Origin of the sequence: Rhizobium sp. AN73, assembly GCF_030757975.1 — a bacterium.
GTDB lineage: Bacteria > Pseudomonadota > Alphaproteobacteria > Rhizobiales > Rhizobiaceae > Agrobacterium > Agrobacterium arsenijevicii.
This window is the reverse complement of the sequence record NZ_JARWME010000001.1, coordinates 1,695,706-1,717,428: the sequence shown is the minus strand read 5'-3', so window position 1 is coordinate 1,717,428 and position 21,723 is coordinate 1,695,706. Positions and strand designations below refer to the sequence as shown.

The 21,723-nt window shown below is 59.2% G+C and carries 18 protein-coding genes; 10 read left to right on the top strand and 8 right to left on the bottom strand.

Going from position 1 to position 21,723, the window contains the following annotated elements; translation table 11 throughout:
* The first annotated feature begins 237 nt into the window (after positions 1-237).
* The 6 genes from RBH10_RS07710 to RBH10_RS07685 all read left to right on the top strand — a co-directional run bounded on the left by RBH10_RS07710 (position 238) and on the right by RBH10_RS07685 (position 6,301).
* Positions 238-1,077: a transporter substrate-binding domain-containing protein gene (locus tag RBH10_RS07710; protein ID WP_281037553.1), complete on the top strand. Its 840-nt coding sequence runs from the start codon at positions 238-240 to the stop codon at positions 1,075-1,077.
* Between the two features lie 185 nt (positions 1,078-1,262).
* Positions 1,263-2,006 (top strand): amino acid ABC transporter permease, encoded by a 744-nt coding sequence (locus RBH10_RS07705; RefSeq protein WP_281037554.1) that lies wholly within the window; start codon positions 1,263-1,265, stop codon positions 2,004-2,006.
* Positions 2,003-2,785, top strand: coding sequence for an amino acid ABC transporter permease (locus RBH10_RS07700; RefSeq protein WP_281037555.1), 783 nt, complete (start codon positions 2,003-2,005; stop codon positions 2,783-2,785). The genes RBH10_RS07705 and RBH10_RS07700 overlap by 4 nt, the downstream gene beginning before the upstream one ends.
* 12 nt (positions 2,786-2,797) lie before the next feature.
* Entirely contained in the window at positions 2,798-3,613 is an 816-nt protein-coding gene (locus tag RBH10_RS07695) for an amino acid ABC transporter ATP-binding protein (RefSeq protein ID WP_045018579.1), read from the top strand.
* Positions 3,614-3,617: 4 nt separating this feature from the next.
* Entirely contained in the window at positions 3,618-4,964 is a 1,347-nt protein-coding gene (locus tag RBH10_RS07690; protein WP_281037556.1) for an MmgE/PrpD family protein, read from the top strand.
* Between the two features lie 17 nt (positions 4,965-4,981).
* The gene (locus RBH10_RS07685; protein WP_281037557.1) at positions 4,982-6,301 is read left to right on the top strand and encodes an LLM class flavin-dependent oxidoreductase; all 1,320 of its coding nucleotides are present in this window, start codon (positions 4,982-4,984) and stop codon (positions 6,299-6,301) included.
* 75 nt (positions 6,302-6,376) lie between these two features.
* Here RBH10_RS07685 and RBH10_RS07680 read toward each other — a convergent pair whose 3' ends face one another.
* The gene (locus RBH10_RS07680) at positions 6,377-8,113 is read right to left on the bottom strand and encodes a PAS domain-containing methyl-accepting chemotaxis protein (RefSeq protein ID WP_281037558.1); all 1,737 of its coding nucleotides are present in this window, start codon (positions 8,111-8,113) and stop codon (positions 6,377-6,379) included.
* A gap of 331 nt (positions 8,114-8,444) precedes the next feature.
* On the opposite strand from RBH10_RS07680, the gene RBH10_RS07675 reads away from it, so the two are divergent.
* Positions 8,445-9,698 (top strand): FAD-binding oxidoreductase, encoded by a 1,254-nt coding sequence (locus RBH10_RS07675; protein ID WP_281037559.1) that lies wholly within the window; start codon positions 8,445-8,447, stop codon positions 9,696-9,698.
* 58 nt (positions 9,699-9,756) lie between these two features.
* Here the strand turns inward: RBH10_RS07675 and RBH10_RS07670 are convergent, their stop codons facing one another.
* Positions 9,757-10,290 carry a hypothetical protein gene (locus tag RBH10_RS07670; protein ID WP_281037560.1) on the bottom strand — a complete coding sequence of 178 codons (534 nt, stop codon included), beginning with the start codon at positions 10,288-10,290 and terminating at the stop codon, positions 9,757-9,759.
* A gap of 82 nt (positions 10,291-10,372) precedes the next feature.
* Entirely contained in the window at positions 10,373-10,597 is a 225-nt protein-coding gene (locus RBH10_RS07665; protein ID WP_045018591.1) for an aa3-type cytochrome c oxidase subunit IV, read from the bottom strand.
* 416 nt (positions 10,598-11,013) lie between these two features.
* Here RBH10_RS07665 and RBH10_RS07660 point away from each other — a divergent pair, with 416 nt between their 5' ends.
* Entirely contained in the window at positions 11,014-11,553 is a 540-nt protein-coding gene (locus tag RBH10_RS07660; RefSeq protein ID WP_281037561.1) for a TRAP transporter small permease subunit, read from the top strand.
* A 32-nt stretch (positions 11,554-11,585) separates the two neighbouring features.
* A complete protein-coding gene (locus RBH10_RS07655) occupies positions 11,586-13,055 on the top strand; it encodes a TRAP transporter large permease subunit (protein ID WP_306180501.1) in 1,470 nt (489 codons plus the stop codon).
* A gap of 674 nt (positions 13,056-13,729) precedes the next feature.
* Here the strand turns inward: RBH10_RS07655 and RBH10_RS07650 are convergent.
* A complete protein-coding gene (locus RBH10_RS07650) occupies positions 13,730-14,827 on the bottom strand; it encodes a TRAP transporter substrate-binding protein (protein ID WP_281037564.1) in 1,098 nt (365 codons plus the stop codon).
* Positions 14,828-15,131: 304 nt separating this feature from the next.
* Here RBH10_RS07650 and RBH10_RS07645 point away from each other — a divergent pair, with 304 nt between their 5' ends.
* Positions 15,132-15,887, top strand: a complete 756-nt coding sequence (locus tag RBH10_RS07645; RefSeq protein ID WP_045018601.1) for a gamma-glutamyl-gamma-aminobutyrate hydrolase family protein — start codon at positions 15,132-15,134, stop codon at positions 15,885-15,887.
* A 153-nt stretch (positions 15,888-16,040) separates the two neighbouring features.
* Here the strand turns inward: RBH10_RS07645 and RBH10_RS07640 are convergent, their stop codons facing one another.
* From RBH10_RS07640 to RBH10_RS07625, 4 genes are all read right to left on the bottom strand, one after another.
* Complete coding sequence (locus tag RBH10_RS07640; protein WP_045018603.1) at positions 16,041-17,072, bottom strand: ABC transporter permease; 1,032 nt, start codon at positions 17,070-17,072, stop codon at positions 16,041-16,043.
* Positions 17,073-17,104: 32 nt separating this feature from the next.
* Positions 17,105-18,646, bottom strand: a complete 1,542-nt coding sequence (locus RBH10_RS07635) for a sugar ABC transporter ATP-binding protein (RefSeq protein WP_281037565.1) — start codon at positions 18,644-18,646, stop codon at positions 17,105-17,107.
* Between the two features lie 240 nt (positions 18,647-18,886).
* Positions 18,887-19,816 (bottom strand): sugar ABC transporter substrate-binding protein, encoded by a 930-nt coding sequence (locus tag RBH10_RS07630; RefSeq protein WP_281037566.1) that lies wholly within the window; start codon positions 19,814-19,816, stop codon positions 18,887-18,889.
* A gap of 363 nt (positions 19,817-20,179) precedes the next feature.
* Positions 20,180-21,622: a M20 family metallopeptidase gene (locus RBH10_RS07625; RefSeq protein WP_281037567.1), complete on the bottom strand. Its 1,443-nt coding sequence runs from the start codon at positions 21,620-21,622 to the stop codon at positions 20,180-20,182.
* Between the last annotated feature and the right edge of the window lie 101 nt (positions 21,623-21,723).

The window sequence follows — 21,723 nt, the reverse complement described above, 5'->3', positions numbered from 1 at the left end:
GTGGCCCGAAGGGTCAGATGAGGGGGCAAGCCTGCGATCTACCGCTCGCCCCTCATCCCCTCACAATAAGACGCGACAAAGAACAAGATTCTACGATTTCAAATTATTAGGACATTTTTTCTGCTCAGATGAATTATTGGAACGCAATTTTATTCATATGATTTTTGACGCAATGCCAATTCTCGCTCTCGACGGATGCCTCATGTAGTTTCCACCCACCATCAAAAGGAAATACCCATGGCCCTCTCCTTCTCCAGATTTGCCGCAAAACTCATCGCCGGAACTGTCGTCATCGCTTCGATGGCCACCGCAGCACACGCGGATGCGACGCTCGACCGTATCAAGGGTCGCGGCAAGCTCACCGTCGGCGTCATCCTGTCCGGCGCGCCTTTCGGCTTCATCGATCCGAAGACGCAGGAACAAAAGGGCCTTAACATCGACGTCGCCAAGGCACTTGCAGCCGGTCTCGGCGTAGAGTTGGTGACCGAAACCGTGACCCCGCCCAACCGCGTGCAGTTCCTGCAGCAGGGCAAGGTCGATATTCTGATCGCCAACATGCAGTACACGGAAGAGCGCGCGAAAACACTCGACTACGTGCCGACCCCCTATGACCGCCAGGGCGGCGCCGCTATCGGCCGCAAGGATTCGGGCATCAAGGACTGGTCCGACCTGAAGGGCAAGATCGCCTGCGTTTCGCAAGGCTCGAACTACACCCAGCCGCTGATCGAGCAATATGGCGCGCAGGTAAAGGCGCTGCCGAGCCAGCCGGAATCGCTGCTGGCACTGAAGGGCGGCAATTGCGACGTCTCCGTACACGTCAACGGCACGCTGAGCCTGATGCTTCAGGACCGCGCCGACGAGTGGAAGGATTACGGCATCCTGATCCCGACCGACCTTATCCCTTCCGATTCCGTCATCTGGCTGCGCAAGGGCGAGGCCGACACGCAGGCCGCCCTCGACAAGATCGTCAAGGAGCTGCACGCTTCCGGCAAGATGATCGAATTCGCCAAGGCCAACCGCCTGCCGAGCATCGGTTATATGGAAGAGCAGAAGGCGAAGCTTTCCGCCGCGCAGTAAAAGACAGGCGCAGGATTTTCTCCCCCTCGCCGCAAGGGCGGGGGTGACGATATCAACGCGGAGCGGTTTCCCCAAATCGTCAAGAACGGCCGGTTTCGCCCGCCGTTCTTTTCTGCTTTATAACAAGACAGGTCTTTCTGGCGCCGCCTGTCGGGCGGTACTCGCGACAACAGCATGGATTTCCGATGCAGGATGGATTTACAGCGCGCTTCATAGAACTGGCCGCGCATATCGGCCTCAACTATGATTTTCTGAACAGCGGCTACGAAGTCCAGATCTGGCTCGACGGCATGAAGATGACGTTGATCCTCGTCGCCGTCACCCTGCCGCTCAGCCTCATCTTCGGCTTCATCTTCGCGGCGATGCTCACTTCCGGCAAGGTCTGGCTCGCTGGCCCCGTGCGCGCCTATGTGGAACTGACGCGCAACACGCCGACGCTGGTGCAGCTGATGTGCGGTTTCCTCGTACTCAACATGCTGATTTCCAACGCGCTCGGGGGCGCGCAGAACAATCCGCTCACTCCATTCTTCTGGGTCGTCGCCATCACCGGCCTGCACGTTGCTGCTTTCCACGCGGAAGCGTTGCGCGGCGGTATAGAGGCGGTGCCGGCCACCACCATCGAGGCGGCACGCGCGATCGGCTTCAGCTCCTTCGAGATTTTGCGCTATGTGGAGTTTCCGCTGGCGATCCGCACAGCGCTGCCTTCCATCATCAACAATCTCATCAATCTGGTGAAACTCACCACTGTCGGTTCGGCGATTGCGGTCGGTGAAATCACCTATGCCTCGATCCTGATCTGGACGCAGCGTGACAATGTGGTCGAGCTGATGCTGGTGATCCTTATCTTTTTCAGCGTCATCAATTTTGTCGTCGCAAGGGCAGGTCTCTGGCTTGAGCGGCGTCTTGCGGTTCCGGGGTTCGGTCAATGAGCGCGGTGGTCTCTCAAACACAGGCGGCAAGGAAGCTGCCCTTCGGCACCATTCTTCTGTGCGGTGTGCTGGTTGCCGTCGTGCTGTGGCTGGTTCTCGATCCCTCGCTCGGACAGGTGCTACTGGAATGGCTGCCCTATCTCGGCAAGGGTTTCGCCATGAATGTGCTGATCAGCATCCTGGCAATTGCCATCGGCACCATCATCGGCGTCCTGCTCGGCATCATGGAGCTTGCGCCCTATCGCCTCGTACGTGCACCGGCGCTCACCTATGTGCAGATCTTCCGCAACGCCCCGCATCTGGTGCTGATTTTCGCCGCGACCTACATCTTCCCCTTCGAGATCGTCGCCTTCGGCAATTACATTCCCTTCCCGGACTGGATCAAGGCCGTCGTCGGCCTTGCCATTCCGGCAAGCGCCCATATTGCCGAAATCACCCGTGGCGCCATCCAGTCGATCCCGACCGCGCAATGGGAAGCGGCGCAGGGCCTCGGCTTCTCGCGAAACCAGACGCTGCGCTGGATCATCCTGCCGCAATGCGTGAAACGTTCGCTGCCACCGTGGATGAACCTTTACTCCTCGATTACCATGGGCACGGCACTTGCCTCGCTGGTCGGCGTGCATGAACTTCTGCATGCTGCAACCGATGCCAGCACTGCCGTGCAGCGCAACGATTTCACCGTGGTCGTTTATCTCACCGTCCTGATGGCGTTCTTCCTGTTCTGCTATCCCGTGTCCCGTTTCACGCAGCGCCTCGAGCGGCGCTTCGCTTCCCGCTGATTGGAATACACCATGTCCGCATCCGCACCGCAAACCGCCGCTAAAGCCCCCGCCACCCAAGCCCTGGTTGAACTGGAAGGCATACACCTGTCCTTCGGAGACAATCAGGTCCTCAAGGGCATCGATCTTACGGTCAACAAGGGCGACGCCGTCTCCATCATCGGTCCTTCGGGCTCCGGCAAATCCACGATCCTGCGCTGCATCAACGGCCTGCTTATTCCGCAATCCGGCAAGATCACCGTCGGCGGCACCCGTGTCGACCAGTTGAAGACCGAGGCCGAACGCATAACGCTGCGCAAGCGCATCGGCATCGTGTTCCAGCAGTTCAATCTCTTCCCGCATCTGACGGTGATGGAAAACATCACCATCGCGCCCATCAAAATCCTCGGCACGCCGAAGGCGGAGGCCGAGCGCCACGCCCGCGAATTGCTGGAAAAAGTGCGCCTGTCGCAGAAGGTGGATGCCTATCCCGGCCAGCTTTCCGGCGGCCAGCAGCAGCGCGTCGCCATTGCCCGGGCGCTAGCCATGCGGCCGGAACTGGTGCTGTTTGACGAAGTCACTTCAGCTCTCGACCCGGAAACCGTGGGCGAAGTGCTCGCCGTCATCCGCGACCTCGTCAATGACGGCATGACCAGCATTCTCGTCACCCACGAAATGCGCTTTGCCGAGGAAATCAGTGATAATATCGTCTTTACCGAAAACGGTCTGATCGTCGATCAGGGAACGCCGGAACACATTTTCTACAAGTCGACCAATCCGCGTATCAACGCCTTCGTCAAGGGTCTCGGCGGGCAGGTGGCGCGGGTCACGGACGGCGAAGGGATCTAATGCGATGACCGCCGACGAAAAGCTCACTCTTCATCTAGCCGAGGCCATTGCCGCCTCAGATCCGTCGCGCGACGAAGAAGCGGTGACAATCGCCCGCACGGCGCTGATCGACTTTTTCGCCTGCGTGCTGGGTGGCGCTTCAGACAGAAGCACGAAAATCCTGATCGACAGCTTTACGTCAGGCACGTCAGGTGCGGCGGGCGTTATCGGCCACGATCTGCGCACAGATGCCTTTACCGCAGCGCTCATTAACGGGCACGCAGGGCATGTGCTTGACTATGACGACGTCCATGGCAGCGTGCGCGGCCACCCGACCGTCGCCATCATTCCCGCCCTGCTCGCCGTCGCGGTTGAGGAAGGCGCGACAGCGGATGCCTTCATCGCCGCTTATATCGTCGGGCTGGAGACCATGGCGCGGATTGGCCTGTCGCTTGGCACCAAGCACTATGAAAACGGTTTCCACGCCACAGCCACCCTCGGTCCCATTGGTGCGGCGGCGGCCATCGCCCATCTTCTGAAATTTAATCCGCAAACCACGGCCGTGGCACTTGGCCTTGCCGCCACTCAATCGGCCGGGCTTCGCCTGCAATTCGGTTATGATGCCAAGCCGCTGCATGCCGGGCTTGCCACGCGCGCCGGCCTCACCGCCGCGCGGCTGGCAGGATCAGGTTTTCAGGGCGCACCGGATTTTCTGGAAAACCCCATCGGCTTTTATTCCGCTTTCGCCTTCGACGCCGAACAGCCGAAAAGAGTGTTATCGGGCTGGGGCGCTCCCTGGCAGATCGTCTCGCCCGGCCTTACCCTCAAGGCATTTCCCTGCTGCACTGCCAGCCACCCCGTTGCCGTCGGCGCGCTTGCGCTGCGCAACCTGCATGACTTGACGCCGGATGAGATCGAAACGGTCGTCATCACCTTTCCGCCGGGCGGCGATGCCGCTCTTATTGGCCCGGCCACGCCCGTCACCGGCATCGATGCGCGCTTCAGCGCCGAATATGTTTTCGCCGCCGCACTGACAGACGGCTCGCTTACTATCGGCCATTTCGACGAACGCCCGGTGCGTGCCGACCTGCTTGCGCTTTCCGCCAAAGTCTCGCGCCGACACGACGAGACCGCCCGTCGCCTCTCGCCCGATCCGACCACCCGTTTCGTGGTCATCGACGTGACGAAGAAGGATGGCACGGTGCTGTCACGCCGCATCGACGGTCTTCCCGGCATTGACGACCCGACGGAGAAGTTTGCCGACGCCACCGGCGGTAATGAAAAATTCGCCGGAATTCCGGCACTGGTGCGGACCATGAAAACCGCAGCCGACCTCAGGAAGCTCGAAACGCTTCTGGTATCGCAAATATAACTCGACCGACATAAGGCATGTTTCCCATGACCACGACGACACGCAAAAGACAGATGCATCTGGGCCTTTTCCTGCAGGGTGCCGGCCACCACGTTTCCGGCTGGCGCCACCCGGATGCCGAAGCCGGCAGCGAGAATTTCGACCTCCTGACCCGTGTCACGAAAATGGCCGAAGCGGCGAAGTTCGACATGGTGTTCTTGGCCGACGGCCTCACCAGCGGCGTTGACGCACATCCCTCTATGATCGCCCGCTTCGAGCCGCTGACCCTGCTTGCAGCGCTTGCCATGGTAACAGACAAGATTGGTCTCGCCGCCACCGCCTCCACCACCTATGGCGAACCCTATCACACTGCCCGCGCCTTCGCTTCCATCGACCACCTGAGCCATGGTCGCGCGGCATGGAACATCGTCACCACCTCCTATGCCCGCACGGCGGCGAACTTCTCCAAGAGCCATCCCGAGCATGACGAGCGTTATGCCGTGGCGGAAGAATATGTGAATGTGGTGCGCGGCCTGTGGGACAGCTGGGACGACGACGCTTTCGTCAAGGACAAGGAAGGCGGCCGTTACGTCGATCCGCAGAAGGTCCATATTCTCGATCACGAAGGCAAATATTTCACGGTCAAGGGACCGCTCAACATCCCGCGCGCGCCGCAGGGGCACCCGGTTCTCATTCAGGCCGGTTCTTCCGGACCGGGGCAGGATCTTGCCGCCCGCACCGCCGATATCGTCTTCACCGCCCAGCAGGCGATTTCCGAAGCGCAGGCCTTCTACACCAGCCTCAAGGCGCGGGTGGCGAAATTCGGCCGCGATCCCGCAAGCGTCGCCGTGATGCCGGGTTTCATGCCGATCATCGGCAGGAGTTTCGAAGAGGCCGGCGAGAAGCTGAAGGAGCTGAACCGCTGGACCGATATCAAGAGCGCCATGCCGCTGCTTGAGGAACGCATCGGCCACAGCCTTGCCGAATACGATCTCGACGGCCCGCTGCCGGACCTGCCGATTTCCGACCAGCTGCGCAGCCGTGCCGAACTTCTGACCGAACTGGCGCGCCGTGAAAAACTGACGATCCGTGAACTGGCGCTGCGCGTTGCAGCAGGCCGCGGCCACCACATTGTCATGGGCACGGCGAAAGACGTGGCCGACCGCATGCAGCAATGGTTCGAGAACGGTGCCGCAGACGGCTTCAACGTCATGCCGCCCTTCTTCCCCGGCGGGCTGGAAGAATTTAACAACGAGGTCGTGCCGCTGTTGCAGGAACGTGGCCTGTTCCGCAGGGACTATGAAGGTTCAACGCTACGCGACCATCTCGGCATCACGCGGCCGGTATTGCGGGGATAAACGGAATGCGGATGCCTGACGCATCCGCATTCCCAAACTCGTCAACGCATTGAAGCGGGCATAAGCCCGCCTCTTTTACGCGGCGGCGCGTCCCGCCTGCTGATCGGGCCGGCCACCTTTTGAAAATTCCGACCGGACGGACGATCCGTCTTCGCGCTGAACCGTGCGACGGTTCAGTTTGAACAGGCTGACGAGCTGTGCAAGCAGATCGGCCCCTTGCGCGAGCGTGGTGCTGATCACCGTCGTGCGAGCGCTCATGGCGGCGTTTTCCTGCGTCATCCGGTCCAGCTGGTTGACCGCCTTGTTGATTTCGCTGATGCCGATGGCCTGTTCGTCCGCGGCTTTCGCGATCATGTCGACATTGCCGTCGATGTGCCGCACCAGCCCGTCGATCTGCTTCAGTGCCTCGCCGGTCTCACCCACCAGCCTGACGCCTTCGAGAACTTCCGCGCCGGACTTGTTGATGAGCGCCTTGATTTCCTTGGCTGCATTGGCAGAGCGCTGCGCCAGTTCGCGCACTTCCTGTGCGACGACGGCAAAGCCCTTGCCCGCTTCACCTGCGCGCGCTGCTTCCACGCCGGCATTCAGCGCCAGAAGGTTGGTCTGGAAGGCGATCTCGTCGATGACGCCGATGATCTGGCTGATCTCGCGCGACGCCGTCTCGATGCGCTGCATGGCGTTGACGGTCCGCTCCACGACTTCGGTCGAGGCCGCCGTCGATGTGCGTGCGCTCTGAACCAGTTTACGCGTCTCTCTCGTGTTTTCAGTCGACGACCGAACCGTGGAGGTAATCTGCTCAAGCGCTGCCGAGGTTTCTTCCAGCGCCACCGCCTGCTCGCGCGAGCGTTCGGCGAGATTGACGGAGGCCTCACTGACTTCCTGGCCGCTTCTGGTCAGCTCATCGGTCTGGCTGAGAACATTCTCCAGCGTCTTCTGGAATTCCGCGATGGATTTGTTGAAGTCCCGCCGCAACCTTTCGAACTCGCCTACGAACGGCTTGTCCAGCGTGACGCGGATATTGCACTGTGAAAGCCGCTCAAGCGCAGCGCCGAGCTCTTCAACCGCATGCATCCGCTCCGTCACGTCGAAAGCGATTTTGGTGACCTTGAAGACATTACCCCGTTCATCGAGAATGGGGTTGTAGGACGCCTGAATGAAAATGCGCTTGCCGTTCTTACCAAGCCGCATGAACTGCCCGGACGAGAAGCGGCCAGCACGAAGCTCCTCCCAGAAGGAGCGATAGTCCTGGGATTGGGCGTAGGCCGGATCGCAGAACATCGAATGATGTTTGCCGACAATTTCTTCCGCCGTGTAACCGAGCGCCGTCAGAAAATTCTCGTTGGCACTGAGGATTTTACCGTCGGGTGCAAATTCGATCATGGCCTGCGCCCGGGAAAGCGCCGCCAGCTTGCCGTCATCCTCGGTGCTCTTGCGCTTGACCAAGGTGATGTCGGTTGCGATCTTGACGACCTTGTAAGGTTTGCCGAAACGCGAAACCGGATTGTAGGAGGCTTCGATCCAGATATCTTCGCCGTTTTTCGACCGCCGCCGGTACTGGCCCTGATCGTATTCACCGCGCGAAAGCTTCGCCCAGAAGGTCTTGTATTCCAGCGACGCAGCATCTTCGGGGGACAGGAACATGCTGTGCGGGCGTCCGATGATTTCAGATGGCTGATAACCGACAGCTTTGCAGAAATTGTCGTTCGCTTTCAGAATTTTGCCGGCCAGATCGAACTCGATGATGGCCTGCGAGCGGCTCAGGGCGTCGAGCACCGCAGATGCGTCCAGACCGAGTTTGGAAAAGTAAGACATGCCTTTTTGAACCCCCAACAATGACCCGTATGCGGACCTCCTCCACCCTTGATATCAAAGAGGTGAAAACGGATCGGTCTGCCTGCGCGCGAAGCTAAGGGAACACCGTTAAATTGCGATTAATGATGCGCCATAACTATCACTCCGGCTACCGGATCAATCGACAAAAACGCTTCAGGCGCGGGCCATCACCCGACGCATACCCCACCGATGAGAACCGCTTATTTGCCACAGTGCTGATATTTCTGCGGCCGCGGAACGATGCGGGCTTTCATCGGTACGGCATTCATTGTTATGGCGGGCTTGAAAGATTTGTGTTGCAGGAGCGCCGATGACCAAAACCCTGAAATGCGACGTGCTGGTGATTGGCACCGGCATTGTCGGTTCCATGGCGGCGCTTTACCTGCAAAATGCCGGGCGCGAAGTCGTTCTTCTGGAACGCGGCGAGGTTGCCCGGGGTGCAAGCTCCGGCAATGCCGGCATTCTGGCCTTTCCGGAAATCATCCCCATTCCCGCCCCCGGCATCATGAGAAAAGCGCCACGCTGGCTTTTCGATCCGCTCGGCCCGCTCAGCGTGCCGCCCGCCTATGCGCCGAAGATCGCGCCCTGGCTGTGGCGTTTCTGGCGCGCCAGCGCGGAACGCAACTTCCGCCACGGATTGAGGGCATTGAGCGAGATCAACCGGCTGGCGGCCACCGAAATGACTCATGTCGCCGCCATGCCGGAGCTTTCGTCCTTCGTTTCGAAAACCGGCACGCTCGATCTTTACGACAGCGAAGCAAGCCTCAACGCCACCCGCAAGGACTGGGATGAAAAGGAACAGGCAGGCTTCGCTTCCCAGCGTGTCGGCCGCAACGAGATAGACGAATTGCAGCCGGGTCTTGCGCCGCAGTTCCGTCACGCCATGTTCTCGCCTGATGGTCTGCAGGTCTCCGATCCCTACGATTTCACCCGCGCCATTTTCGATCTGGTGATTGCCCGAGGAGCCAGCCTGCGCAAGGGCGAGGCCGAACGCATCGACGCCGTTGGCGAAAGCACGATCGTGACGCTGGAAAACGGCGACAAGATCGACGCCGACAAGGTGGTGATCGCCTGCGGCGCGTGGTCCAAGCCGCTTGCCGCAACACTTGGCAACATCGTGCCGCTGGAAACCGAACGCGGTTACAATACCACCCTGCCCGCCGGCGCGTTCAACCTTACCCGCCAGCTTTATTTCAACGACCACGGTTTTGTCGTCACCCCGCTGTCTTCCGGCATCCGCGTCGGCGGCGCAGTCGAGTTGGGTGGGCTGGAACTTAAGCCGAACTTCAAACGCTCGGAAGCCATGCTCAAAAAGGCGGGGCGTTTCCTGCCGGGTCTCAAGGTGGAAGGCGGACGGCAATGGATGGGGTTCCGCCCCTCGATGCCGGACTGTCTTCCCGTCATCGGCACGGCGCGCACCACGCCCTCCGTCATCTATGCCTTCGGCCACGGCCATCTGGGGCTGACGCAATCGGCGGCAACCGCCCGCCTAGTGACACAACTGGCAAGTGGCGAGGAAACCGCAATCTCGGTCGATCCGTTCCGTCCGGGGCGTTTTTCCTGAGCCTGCGGCAAGCCGGGTTACCGGCTGGAGTGCGTCCGGTTCAGGCGGAAGCGTTGCACTATTTCACCTGTTGCATGGAATCTTCCGGGAATTCCACCGTGGCGAAGGACGGATAGACCTTTCGCAGGATCGTCACCTGCTGCCGGTCGCTCACACGCAGCAAATACCACTGCGTACCGTCGATCAGCGCCAGTGTGTGGGACCTTGCCTCAATCGTCTGGCCTCCGGTTTCCATCACCGTTTTTGTCGGAATAAGCGCATAGGGCGTTCCATCAGGCGCCTGCTCCAGGCTGATTGCCCCCGTGTCCATGGTGAACTCGGTGATCTTGACCGCCGCGAGCGCGATCTGCATCTGCGTCGTCAGGGCGCTGCGCAACTGCTCGACGGAAACACCCGCGTCTTTTGCGATGAATTCAAAGATTTTCGGCGGCACCGTCCGGCCGACGACCTCGAAATCCTGCGCATTCAATGCCGTGCTGAACCGCTCTATCTGCGTCTGCAGCCTGTCCTGTTCGGACGGCAACAGATCGCGTGACAAAGCGGGATGCGACATCGCCGCCAGCAACAACAGACAGGATAACAGGCGTTTCATCGCTTGGCCTCTCCGGGCTTGGGCTTTCCGGTTGCCCGGCATCACCACATCCCGCGCCGGAAACGCTCGTGAACGGGCTCGTTCAGCGCAGCAGAATGAAGCCCGCGGCCGAAAGGGCAACAAACACGATAAGGCCGCCAAGGAAACCAACGGAGGTAAAGAAACCGGCAACCATGGCCAGCATCAGCACGCACACCAGCATGGTGCCATACTTCGTCATGGTCAGAAAACCGTTATAGGTCTTTTCGTGCTCGGCGTAGTTCATCTCGGCGCCAACTTCGACCGGACCTGTATGGTGTTCGCTCATTCCGCTTCCCCTTGTATCTCCATCCAACAGACCCGCCGCGCAAGACGATTTACCTCACGGACGATCACGGGCCCATGCCGGATTCTCCGAAGCCAGAGGTAGCATGAAGTCGCCGAAAAGTGCAATGCGTTCCGCGCGAAAGAACATCCACGGCAGGCGCGGCAAACGGCGAGCCGGACAAAGCGTGCGACGAGGCAACATTCTGTCGCAAACGGTTGAAAACGGCGGTCGATAGGCCCGTTTAATAGTGGTTTTTGTTGCTTTTCGGACAGCCTGCCCATACACGGGATTCTGTGGGAGGAACGCCGGAATTTGGCAGTGCGGATACGCGTGGAGGCGCGCCCGCCGTGATGGCCGACCGGCTTTGCTTTCCACCATAACCCGCAAAGGGCCCGGCAAGGGAAGAGGGGAAAGTCATGAAACCGCTTTTAAAAATAAGTGCGCTGATAGACCTTGTGAGCGAAGCTCTGGGCAAGGTCGCCGGTTATCTGGTGCTCGTCTGCTGCCTCGTCAGCGCCGGCAACGCCATGGTCCGTTATGCCTTCAACTACAGTTCGAACGGCTGGCTGGAAATCCAGTGGTACATGTTCGCCTTCATCGTGCTGATCGGCGCTTCCTACACGCTGCGCATGAACGAACATGTGCGCGTCGACATCATCTACGGCGCGATCTCCTCGCGCAGCCGCATCTGGGTTGACCTCATCGGGATAACGCTTTTCCTGCTGCCCGGCTGCTTTTATCTGGCCTGGCTTTCCTGGCCGATGTTCACGCTTTCCTGGTATCAGGGCGAAATGTCCTCCAATGCCGGCGGCCTCATCCGCTGGCCGGTGAAACTCGTCATCTTCGCCGGTTTCGCCCTGCTGGTTCTTCAGGGATTTTCCGAACTCATCAAGCGAATAGGTGTCCTCAACGGGCTTTATGCGCTCGATACGAAGTACGAAAAACCCCTGCAATGATCGTCCCGATCTGAACCTTCAGGATATTTCCCATGTTTGAATATGGTATTCTTCCGCCACTGATGTTCCTCGGCATGATCATCTTCATGCTTTACGGATCTCCGGTTGCTTTCTCGCTTGCCACCGTCGGTCTGGTTTTCGGCATCATCGGCATCTTCACCGAGCATTTTTCTCCGGCCTTTCTTCAGGCGTTGCCGCTGCGCATCTTCGGCATCATCTCGAACGACCTGCTGCTCGCCATTCCCTTCTTCACCTTCATGGGCGCAATCCTCGAGCGATGCGGGCTTGCCGAAGATCTGCTTGAGGGAACCGGCAAGCTGTTCGGCGCCATTCCGGGCGGCCTCGCCTATGCCGTCATCATCGTCGGTGCGATCCTCGGTGCTATCACCGGCACGGTTGCAGCCTCCGTCATCACCATGGGCGTCATCTCGCTGCCGATCATGTTGAAATACGGTTACAATCCGCGGCTTGCCACCGGCGTCATTGCCGCATCGGGAACGATCACGCAGGTCATTCCGCCTTCGCTGGTCCTGATCGTTCTTGCCGACCAGCTCGGTAAATCCGTGGGCGACATGTATCTCGGCGCAATCGGCCCGTCGATCCTGCAAGTCGCCATCTTCATGCTCTTCATCCTGTTCATGTCGATCGTGCGGCCGAAGGATTTGCCGGCCTTGCCGCCGGAGGCGCGGGGTGAACTCAACCGCGCATTGGTGTTCCGCGTGCTGGCGGGCATGATCCCCTCCATCGTGCTGATCTTCCTCGTGCTCGGCACCATCTTCCTCGGACTTGCAACGCCCACCGAAGCGGGTGCACTTGGCGTCGTCGGCGCCATGGTGCTGGCCGCCGCCCATCGCCGCCTCACCTGGGACCTCGTCAAGCAAGGCATGCATTCCACCATGCACATCACGTCGATGGTGGTGTTCATTCTGGTGGGTGCAACCTGCTTTTCCCTCGTCTTTCAGGGCATGGATGGTTCATTGTGGATCGAGCACATGTTGTCGGGCATTCCGGGCGGCCCGATAGGCTTCCTGATCTTCGTCAACATCTTCATCTTCTTCCTCGCCTTCTTCCTCGATTTCTTCGAGATCGCCTTCATCGTCATTCCGATGCTGGCTCCCATTGCGCAGGCGCTCGGCATCGACCTGATCTGGTTCGGCGTACTGATCTGCATCAACATGCAGACGAGCTTCATGCACCCGCCCTTCGGGTTCGCGCTGTTTTACCTGCGCTCCATCGCGCCGCGCTCGGTCAAGACCTCGGATATCTACATGGGCGCCATTCCATGGCTTGGCATGCAGCTCATCCTCGTCGCCATCGTGATCTTCTGGCCTGAATCGGTAACCTACTGGCTGGACAAGGCACCGGACGTCGATCTGAATTCCATCAAGATCGAGATACCCGCCTTCGGCAATCAGGGCGGCAACACCATGCCCAATTTCGGCCAGCCGGGCGGGTTGCCGGGCATGCCGAATCTCGGCGAACCGCCAAAGATCGGGCCGTAACAGGTGGTGTAAGGATTTGGCGAAGAGCCTATAGTTGCGGAGTGGGAGACAGGGTTGCATCCCTGTCTTCCGTTTGCCTAAGCGAAACCGACACCAGTTACCGCTACCGTCATCATCTTGTAAGTTGTATCAAAATCGCCCCTCGGCGCTAACGGGGAAAGGACGAGACTTTGACTGACGGAACCAACCCCATCCCCAGTTGGGATGAGTTGCGGGAAAAGTCCGCGACTTGGGAGGTGGACATGGTCAACGACCCAAATAGCCGGTGGACGATTTTCAGGGATGAACCGAACCACGGCTGGTTGCCTTGGCACGGCGGCACTACTCCCAACTTCGGCGGCGATCACTATGCTGGTCCTCGACCAGTCGAGGGTGGCACCGTGGATGTTTGGCTGAGATCCGGCCGCATCATCTTTTACCGCTCACCCAAAGGCATCGGCGGGCGGAAAAATCCTGGCGGGGGATGGATACACCTTGGCCTAATGACGGACATCGTCGCCTACCGGATTCACCCCGAGCCGGTGTATCCCGGCCCCCTCAGCGAGGAGATATCATTTTAGATCGGATGACATATAGTCACCCTTTCTTGTCCGGCGTATGAAGGCATGCGCGCAAACAAAAACCCCGGAGACCGAAATCCCCGAGGCCTTTGCCCGGTCCGCCGCACCGAATAATCAGAGCTTGCCGTTACGCTGCTGGATCATCATGAAAGTATCGAAAGTGTATTCCGCAAGCTGCATCCACAGGTAACCCTCGCGCTTGAAGGCAACCTGATCCTCGTAGATCTTCTTGAAGTCCGGGTTTGTAGCCGAAATATTCGCGTAGACTTCCAGGGCCGCCTTGTAGCAGGCTTCAAGGATTTCCTGGCTGAATGGCCGCAGCACGGCACCCTCCGAAACCAGCTGCTTGATGGCGATCGGGTTTTTAGCGTCGTATTTCGCCATCATACTGGTATTGGCGAAGGCGCAGGCATCCTGCAGCACCATCTGGTAGTTCTTCGGCAGGCTGTTCCACTTGTCCAGATTGACGAAGGAGTGGATGACCGGACCGCCTTCCCAGAAGGCCGGATAATAATAATATTTCGCCACCTTCTGAAAACCGAGCTTGTGGTCGTCATAGGGACCGACCCATTCGGCAGCGTCGATGGTGCCCTTTTCAAGAGCCGGATAGATGTCGCCGCCGGCAATCTGCTGTGGCACGACGCCGAGCTTTTCCACCACCTTGCCGGCAAGACCGGCAATGCGCATCTTCACGCCCTTGAAGTCGTCGACGGTGTTGATTTCCTTGCGGAACCAGCCGCCCATCTGCGCGCCGGTATTGCCTGATATCATGCCGTAGAGATTGTGCTTGGCGTAAAACTCATTGAGCAGCTTGTTGCCGTTGCCCTCGTAGAACCAGGAATTGGTCAGGCGGGCGTTCAGGCCGAAGGGTATCGCCGTGCCGATGGCGAAGGTCGGATCTTTGCCGACGTAATAATAGGAGCAGGTATGGCACATTTCCACCGTGCCCGATGACACGGCATCCGCCGCCTGCAGGCCGGGCACGATTTCACCGGCGGCAAAGGGCTGTATGGTGAAATTGCCGTCCGTGGCAGCGGCGACATGTTTGGCAATATCTTCGGCGCCACCATAGATCGTATCAAGCGATTTCGGAAACGACGACGTCAGGCGCCAGTTGATCTTGACATTCTGCTGTGCAATGGCGGGTGCGGCCAAGGCTGCCGTAGCAGCTCCCGCAAGCGCACCTTTTTTCATAAAGGAACGGCGATCCATCTATATCCTCCCAGATATGAACGCTGCCCGCAGCTTGAATTCCCCTCGTGCTGTTCAGGCATCGCAGCAAAGTAAGCACGGTTACCGGGCGGCTGACAAGCACCCGCACCAAGAATTAATCACGCAAAAACCGGCCTTTTCGGGAATTTTCCGGCGGTCTCTTCCCTATTTTATTTGCAATCGAAATATCACCGCGTCGCCTTATACTTTAGGCGCATATCTTGCCCAAAGACCGCAAAACATGCGCTTGACTTGGCCCGCCGGCAGTCGCACAAATTTTTGAAGATCTGTCCCCGGAGCCACCATGCCAAAACCGATTATCGCCGTTCCCGCCGACATCCGACATTTCACCGGAGCCGACTGGCACGCCGCGCAGAACCAGTATGTTTCCGCCGCGCTGAAAGTGGCTGGCGTCATGTCCTTCATCGTTCCGGCCTTCGAAGACGGTAACGAGGTCGACGCCATCCTCGACCGGGTCGATGGTCTGCTCGTATCCGGCTCGGCCACCAATGTGCACCCTTCCCTTTATGGCAAAGAGGCTCAGGAGAGCGACGGCCCATTCGATCAGGCCCGCGACGCCACCAGCCTGCCGCTGATACGCCGCGCGTTGGAGCGCGGAATTCCGATGCTTGCCATCTGTCGTGGCATTCAGGAGCTGAACGTGGCGCTGGGCGGCACGCTGGCTTCCGAAATTCAGGAACAGCCCGGTATCTGGGACCACCGCAAGCCGGAACATGACGACCGCGACGTAGCCTTCGCCATCCGCCAGCCGGTGCATGTGCGCGAAGGCTCCTGCATTGCGCAACATCTCGGCGTATCAGGCGAAATCCAGATCAACTCGCTGCACCGGCAGGCGATTGCCGAGACAGCGCCGCGCCTGCAGGTGGAGGCAACGGCGGCAGACGGCACCATCGAGGCCGTTTCCGTCATCGATGCCAAGGGCTTTGCCGTCGGTGTGCAATGGCATCCGGAATATTGGGCCGAGACGGATGCACCCTCGCGTGCTTTGTTCGAGGCCTTCGGCAAGGCTGTTCACGAGTACCGTAACAGCAAGGCCTGAAACCGGCCCCCCTGCCCCTTCAGCGCAAATCGCGCCTCTGTCTCCAGACAAAAAAAGGGGGCAAGCCTGAAAGCTTGCCCCAAGTCCGGGAGGATTACTTAAAACGACGCACCCTGCTTTCCGAAAATCGGTTCCGACTTTCGGGCCGATGCGTTAGCGTTTTGCGCGTTTCTTCTGGCGGTAGACGTCGGCGACGACCGCGGCCACAATGATCAGGCCTTTGACGATCTCCTGGTAATAGGCGTCGACCCTGAGGAACGTGAAACCGGATGTCATGACACCGAGAATGATGGTGCCGATCACCGTTCCGGTGATGCGGCCAGCACCGCCGGCGAGCGACGTGCCGCCGATAACGGCTGCGGCGATGGCATCGAGCTCATACATCACGCCCATGCCGGCCTGCGCCGTCTGCGCGCGGGCGGCGGTGACGACACCGGCAAGACCGGCCAGCATGCCGGCAATGGCATAGACCTTGATCAGATGCGCCTCGATATTGATACCGGAAACGCGGGCGGCCTGCTGGTTGGCACCGATGGCATAAGTGAACTTGCCATAACGGGTGTAACGTAGCGCAACGTGGAAAATGACGGCAACGACGAGGAAAACCACGACCGGCCAGACACCTGTGCCGATAAAGGTGAAACCATCGGTCAGACCGGAAATCGGCTGGCCCTTCGTGTACCATTTGGAAAGACCACGTGCCGTCACCATCATACCGAGCGTTGCGATAAAGGGCGGGATTTTCGTGCGTGCGATAAGCTGCCCGTTGATGAACCCGGCCAAAGCGCCAGCCAGAATGCCGACAGCCAGCGGCATGAAGAAAGGCAGATCGGTCAGACCCGGATAAAGCGCGCGCGGCCATGTGGAGGATTGCCCCACGCTGGCGGACAACATCGCCGTCAGGCCAACGACCGAACCGGAGGACAGGTCGATGCCGCCAGTGATGATGACCTGCGTGACGCCAACGGCAATGATGCCGATGACCGACACCTGCAGGATCATGATCGTCAGGCGCTGCTGGTTCATCAAAAAGCTCTGGCCGATGAAAATCCAGCCGAGTATTTCATAAACAAGAGCGATGCCGATCAGCACGAAAAATATATTTGCTTCCGGCGGTATGCGTCGGTGCGGCTTGCGCCCGGATTTTGCATCCAACTCTGCGTTGGCGGCGGCCTTCGTAGTCATAGTCATTCCTCCTCGAGAAATCCCGGCGCGCCTCACCGCGATGCGAGATCCATCACTTTCACCTGTGTGGCTTCACTTCTGTCAAGGAAACCCGTCACGCGACCTTCATGCATGACCATGATACGGTCGCTCATGCCCAGAACCTCCGGCATTTCGGAGGAAATCATGATGACGGCGACGCCATTACGTGCCATCTCGCAAACCAGCTTGTGAATTTCCGCCTTGGCCCCGACATCGATGCCGCGCGTCGGCTCATCCAGAATGAGAATGCGCGGCTTGGTCAGCATCCAGCGCCCGATCAGCACCTTCTGCTGATTGCCGCCCGACAGATTTTCGATACGTTCGTAAAGATTTGGCGTCTTGACCCGGAGCTTGCGGCACATGTCCTCGCAGGCTTCTGAAAGGTTTTTTTCCTGCACGAAGCCGTTGGCGACATATTTGTCCTGCAGGACGGCAATCTGCATATTCTCCAGAATATTGAGGATCAGCAGGCACCCGGTATCCTTGCGGTCTTCCGTCAGGAACGCCATGCGGTGAGCAATCGCCTGCGTCGGGCTCATGATCGAGACCGGCTTGCCCTCGATTTCAACCGTGCCCGAAGATGCCGGCGTGACGCCGAACACCGTTTCCGCCACATTCGAGCGGCCGGAGCCGACAAGGCCCGCGACGCCTAGAATTTCGCCGGCACGAACATCGAATGATACATCGCGGAACACGCCCTGGAGCGTCAGGTTCTTGACCGATAGCACCACATCACCGATCGGAACCTCTTCCTTCGGGAACATCTGGGTGATTTCGCGCCCCACCATCATGCGGATGATGTCATCACGCGTCACATCGGTGGAAGCGTGCGTGCCGATATATTTGCCGTCGCGAAACACGGAAAACTCATCCGCTATCTCGAACAGCTCATTCATCTTGTGGGTGATGTAGACGATACCGATACCCCGCTCCCTGAGGTCACGGATGATACGGAAAAGATGCTCGACCTCGCGCTCCGTCAGCGCCGATGTCGGTTCGTCCATGATGAGAACGTCGGAATCGTAGGAAACCGCCTTGGCGATCTCGACCATCTGCCGGCTCGCGACCGATAGTTCGCCGACACGCATTTCCGGATCGAGATCGATACCGAGCCTTTCGAGCAATGTCTGGGTGCGGCGATACATTTCACCATGATCGATGAAGCCCAGCCGGTTTTTCGGCTCGCGGCGTATCCATATATTTTCCGCCACCGTCATATAGGCCATCAGGTTGAGCTCCTGATGGATCATCGCAATACCGTTTTCGAGCGCGTCGAGCGGTGAATCGAGACGTATCGCGGCGCCCTTCAGGCGAATTTCGCCGATATCCGGCTGATAGATACCCGCGAGAATCTTCATCAGCGTCGATTTGCCCGCGCCATTCTCGCCCATCAGCGCATGCACGGTGCCGCGCTTGAGGTGGAACGAAACATCATCCAGCGCGACGACGCCGGGAAATTCCTTGCGTATGCCGTCCGCCGCGAGAAGATATTCTGCATTGGGCACGGCGCCGCTGGCGCGCACGGCGGCCATTGTCGATGGACTGACGACCATCTCATCCTCCACGATAGACAAAAATGACCGGAGAAAAAGGCTCCTCCAAAAGGCGCCCATCATCCGGGGAGGCTTACAGCGCCGTGCCGATCACGACACACAAAGCGCTGTAACAATTTGAATTCACTGAAATTCTATTTAGCCTGCTTCGGCCCCGGAGCACGGTGCTCCGGTTGCCGCCCAGAACCGGCATCTGCTTCCGATATTGCTTGAAGCGGTTGCAAATGCCGGTTGGGGTCGTCAGTTCTTGGCTACGTAGTCCTTGACGTTTGCCGGCGTGACGAGCTGGAACGGAATGTAGACCTTCTTATCCACCTTGTCGCCCTTGACGAGCTTCAGCGCGGCATCGAGAGCGCCCTTGCCCTGGCCAGCCGCATCCTGGAACACCGTCACGTCAAGATCGCCCGCCTGCATGGCGGCAAGAGCGTCCTGCGTGGCGTCCACACCGGCAACCACATAGTCCTTCATGTCCTTGCCAGCAGCCTTCAGCGCCTGAAGGGCACCGATCGCCATTTCATCGTTGTTGGCGATGACGGCGTTGAACTCGATACCGCTGGACAGCCAGTTGGTAACGAGGTCGGAACCCTGCGTGCGCTGCCAGTTCGCCGTCTGCTCTTCAACCACGGAAATGCCCTTGCATTCGTCGGTTTTCAGAACATCGTGAACGGCCTGCGTGCGCATGCGCGCGCCCTGGTTGGACAGTTCACCCATCATGATCACGGCCTTGCCCTTGCCACCGAGAAGTCGGCAGACTTCCTTGGTTTCAAGCGTGCCGGCCACGGTTTCTTCCGATGCAACGAAGGCCTGGCCATCAGGCAGGGCATCCACGTTTACCGGCTGGCGGTTGACGTAAACCAGCGGAATCTTGGCTTCGGCAGCAAGTTTCGACATGGCCGCCGTCGCATCCGTATCAACCGGATTGACGATGATCGCGTCGACCTTGGAAGCGATGAAGTTCTGAATCTGGCTCTGCTGCTTGGCAACGTCGTTCTGCGCGTCCTCAACTTGCAGGGTGACGCCTTTCAGCTCCTTGGAATAATCCTGCATGCCGTTGCGCAGCACGGTCAGGAAGTTGTCATCGAACAGGGCCATCGAAACACCGACGGTCTCGGCATGTGCCGCCGTGCCCAAAAGCACAGACATAGCCGCACTGATAATAAGCTTTTTCATTGTTTTCTCCTCCTCGGTGTCCAGCGCCACCTCTCCCAGCCGGAAACGGACCCGAGAGCCCGCCGCTAACTCCTCACATCCAGAAAACGGAATAATGAAACCGAATTTCTGTTGTTCGATATATTTATTCCATTTTTAGTTCGAACGTCAATGCTTTCTTCGCGGCCGGGGCGCGAGGCGGCACACAAGGCGGTGATGATCGGGGATTTTTAGGAATAGAGGTCCGTCGCCCCTCCGCTTGGGTGTGAGCGGAGGCGGCTCATGCTCTTGCTGAGCACTTTCACGGAAGTCGCTGCGCCGTCTGTGATAAAGCTTCGCGGACAGACAGATGGAGTGGAACGGGCGCGAAAACCGCGCCGCGCCTTATCGGTGAGAACCGGGCATCACATCCGCCGGAATGGGGCAGACATAATCACTGCCCTCCGTTTTCTCCCGCCATTCTTTTTTGGCGCTTGCAAGCAGTTCAGGCGAGGTCATCAGTGAAAGACCGGTCGATGCGAGCGTTTTGGCGGCATGTGCCATGGCCTTGTGGGCGGCCGGGCTTTTGCCCTGCGCCACCACCTGCCATGTGTGCGGGTTGGTCCCGATCGCCCATGCGGGCGTCCAGCACTGGGCCGTCGGCGTTGTCCAGCTGACATCACCGACATCGGTTGAGCCGGCACGAAAATGCGACTGGCCCTCGAAATCGCGCAGGCCGAGATGCAGGGGCGTAGATCCGTCGATCTTCCCATTGGAAAAGACGTCGCCCTTTATCTGATAGAGCCGGATGCTGCTTTTGATCGCCTCTTCGGTGAAAGTGTCCTGAATGACTTTGGCGAAGGCCTGATCGGCCTCGTCGAACGCGATAGGGCCAAGCGCCACCATGTTCTCATGCATCGCGGTTTCAAGCGTAATGTTGGGCAAGAGATTGGTGGAGGCGGTATCGAAGACGATCTCCACCTCCGTTTCGGTCATCATGGCCGCGCCGCGCGCGACCTTGTCCACCCGCGCTGCCAGATCGAGCGCCTGGCGTATTTCCGGTGCGCGGATCAGATAGAGCACTTCGGCCTTCGCCTGCACCACATTCGCCGCCTTGCCACCGGTATCGGTGATCGCATAATGCACCCGGCAATCCTGCGGCATGTGTTCCCGCAGGAAATTGACGCCGACATTCATCAGTTCCACGGCATCGAGCGCCGAGCGGCCGAGATGGGCGGCGTTGGAGGCATGGGCAGCCACGCCTTTGAAGCGGTAGAAATATTCCAGCACCGCGAGGTTATTGGTGGAGCGCACGCCGTTGAAGGGCGCGGGATGCCATGTCAAAGCCGCATCGACATCGTCGAACAGACCCGCACGCACCATGAACGTCTTGCCGGAACCGCCCTCTTCGCCGGGGCAGCCGTAATAACGCACCGTGCCGGGCAGATTGTTGGTTTTCAGATGCCGGGCGAGAGCGATGGCGGCCATCAGCGAACCAACGCCGAGCAGATTGTGGCCGCAGCCGTGCCCGGTCGCACCGGGGTCCAGCGGTTTTGCCTCGGCCACACCGGCCGTTTGGCTCATGCCGGCCAGTGCATCGAATTCGCCAAGGAAGGCGATGACCGGCTGGCCGTCGCCGAATTCGCCGATGAAGGCTGTGTCCATGCCCGCAACCCCGCGCCGGACCGCAAAGCCGTTTTCCTCAAGCGAGCCTGCCAGAACTCCGGCGGATTGCCTTTCCTCGAATTTGAGTTCGGCAAAATCCCAGATGCTGTCGCTCAGGGTAGTGAAATGCGGCTTCATCGCCTCAACTTCGGCGGCAATCGACATCACGGCTTCACGGTTCATGGCTTGTCCTCGCATTCATGCCCTTTAAGGGCGTGCGCAAACGCTTCGGCGGACGGGCCGCCAAAATCATTACGGTCTATGATGAAAAATACCCGCGCCGG

Coding starts and splice junctions, on each gene's coding strand:
- RBH10_RS07710 (WP_281037553.1), top strand. CDS start 238: ATGGCCCTCTCCTTCTCCAGATTTGCCGCAAAACTCATCGCCGGAACT.
- RBH10_RS07705 (WP_281037554.1), top strand. CDS start 1,263: ATGCAGGATGGATTTACAGCGCGCTTCATAGAACTGGCCGCGCATATC.
- RBH10_RS07700 (WP_281037555.1), top strand. CDS start 2,003: ATGAGCGCGGTGGTCTCTCAAACACAGGCGGCAAGGAAGCTGCCCTTC.
- RBH10_RS07695 (WP_045018579.1), top strand. CDS start 2,798: ATGTCCGCATCCGCACCGCAAACCGCCGCTAAAGCCCCCGCCACCCAA.
- RBH10_RS07690 (WP_281037556.1), top strand. CDS start 3,618: ATGACCGCCGACGAAAAGCTCACTCTTCATCTAGCCGAGGCCATTGCC.
- RBH10_RS07685 (WP_281037557.1), top strand. CDS start 4,982: ATGTTTCCCATGACCACGACGACACGCAAAAGACAGATGCATCTGGGC.
- RBH10_RS07680 (WP_281037558.1), bottom strand. CDS start 8,113: ATGTCTTACTTTTCCAAACTCGGTCTGGACGCATCTGCGGTGCTCGAC.
- RBH10_RS07675 (WP_281037559.1), top strand. CDS start 8,445: ATGACCAAAACCCTGAAATGCGACGTGCTGGTGATTGGCACCGGCATT.
- RBH10_RS07670 (WP_281037560.1), bottom strand. CDS start 10,290: ATGAAACGCCTGTTATCCTGTCTGTTGTTGCTGGCGGCGATGTCGCAT.
- RBH10_RS07665 (WP_045018591.1), bottom strand. CDS start 10,597: ATGAGCGAACACCATACAGGTCCGGTCGAAGTTGGCGCCGAGATGAAC.
- RBH10_RS07660 (WP_281037561.1), top strand. CDS start 11,014: ATGAAACCGCTTTTAAAAATAAGTGCGCTGATAGACCTTGTGAGCGAA.
- RBH10_RS07655 (WP_306180501.1), top strand. CDS start 11,586: ATGTTTGAATATGGTATTCTTCCGCCACTGATGTTCCTCGGCATGATC.
- RBH10_RS07650 (WP_281037564.1), bottom strand. CDS start 14,827: ATGGATCGCCGTTCCTTTATGAAAAAAGGTGCGCTTGCGGGAGCTGCT.
- RBH10_RS07645 (WP_045018601.1), top strand. CDS start 15,132: ATGCCAAAACCGATTATCGCCGTTCCCGCCGACATCCGACATTTCACC.
- RBH10_RS07640 (WP_045018603.1), bottom strand. CDS start 17,072: ATGACTACGAAGGCCGCCGCCAACGCAGAGTTGGATGCAAAATCCGGG.
- RBH10_RS07635 (WP_281037565.1), bottom strand. CDS start 18,646: ATGGTCGTCAGTCCATCGACAATGGCCGCCGTGCGCGCCAGCGGCGCC.
- RBH10_RS07630 (WP_281037566.1), bottom strand. CDS start 19,816: ATGAAAAAGCTTATTATCAGTGCGGCTATGTCTGTGCTTTTGGGCACG.
- RBH10_RS07625 (WP_281037567.1), bottom strand. CDS start 21,622: ATGAACCGTGAAGCCGTGATGTCGATTGCCGCCGAAGTTGAGGCGATG.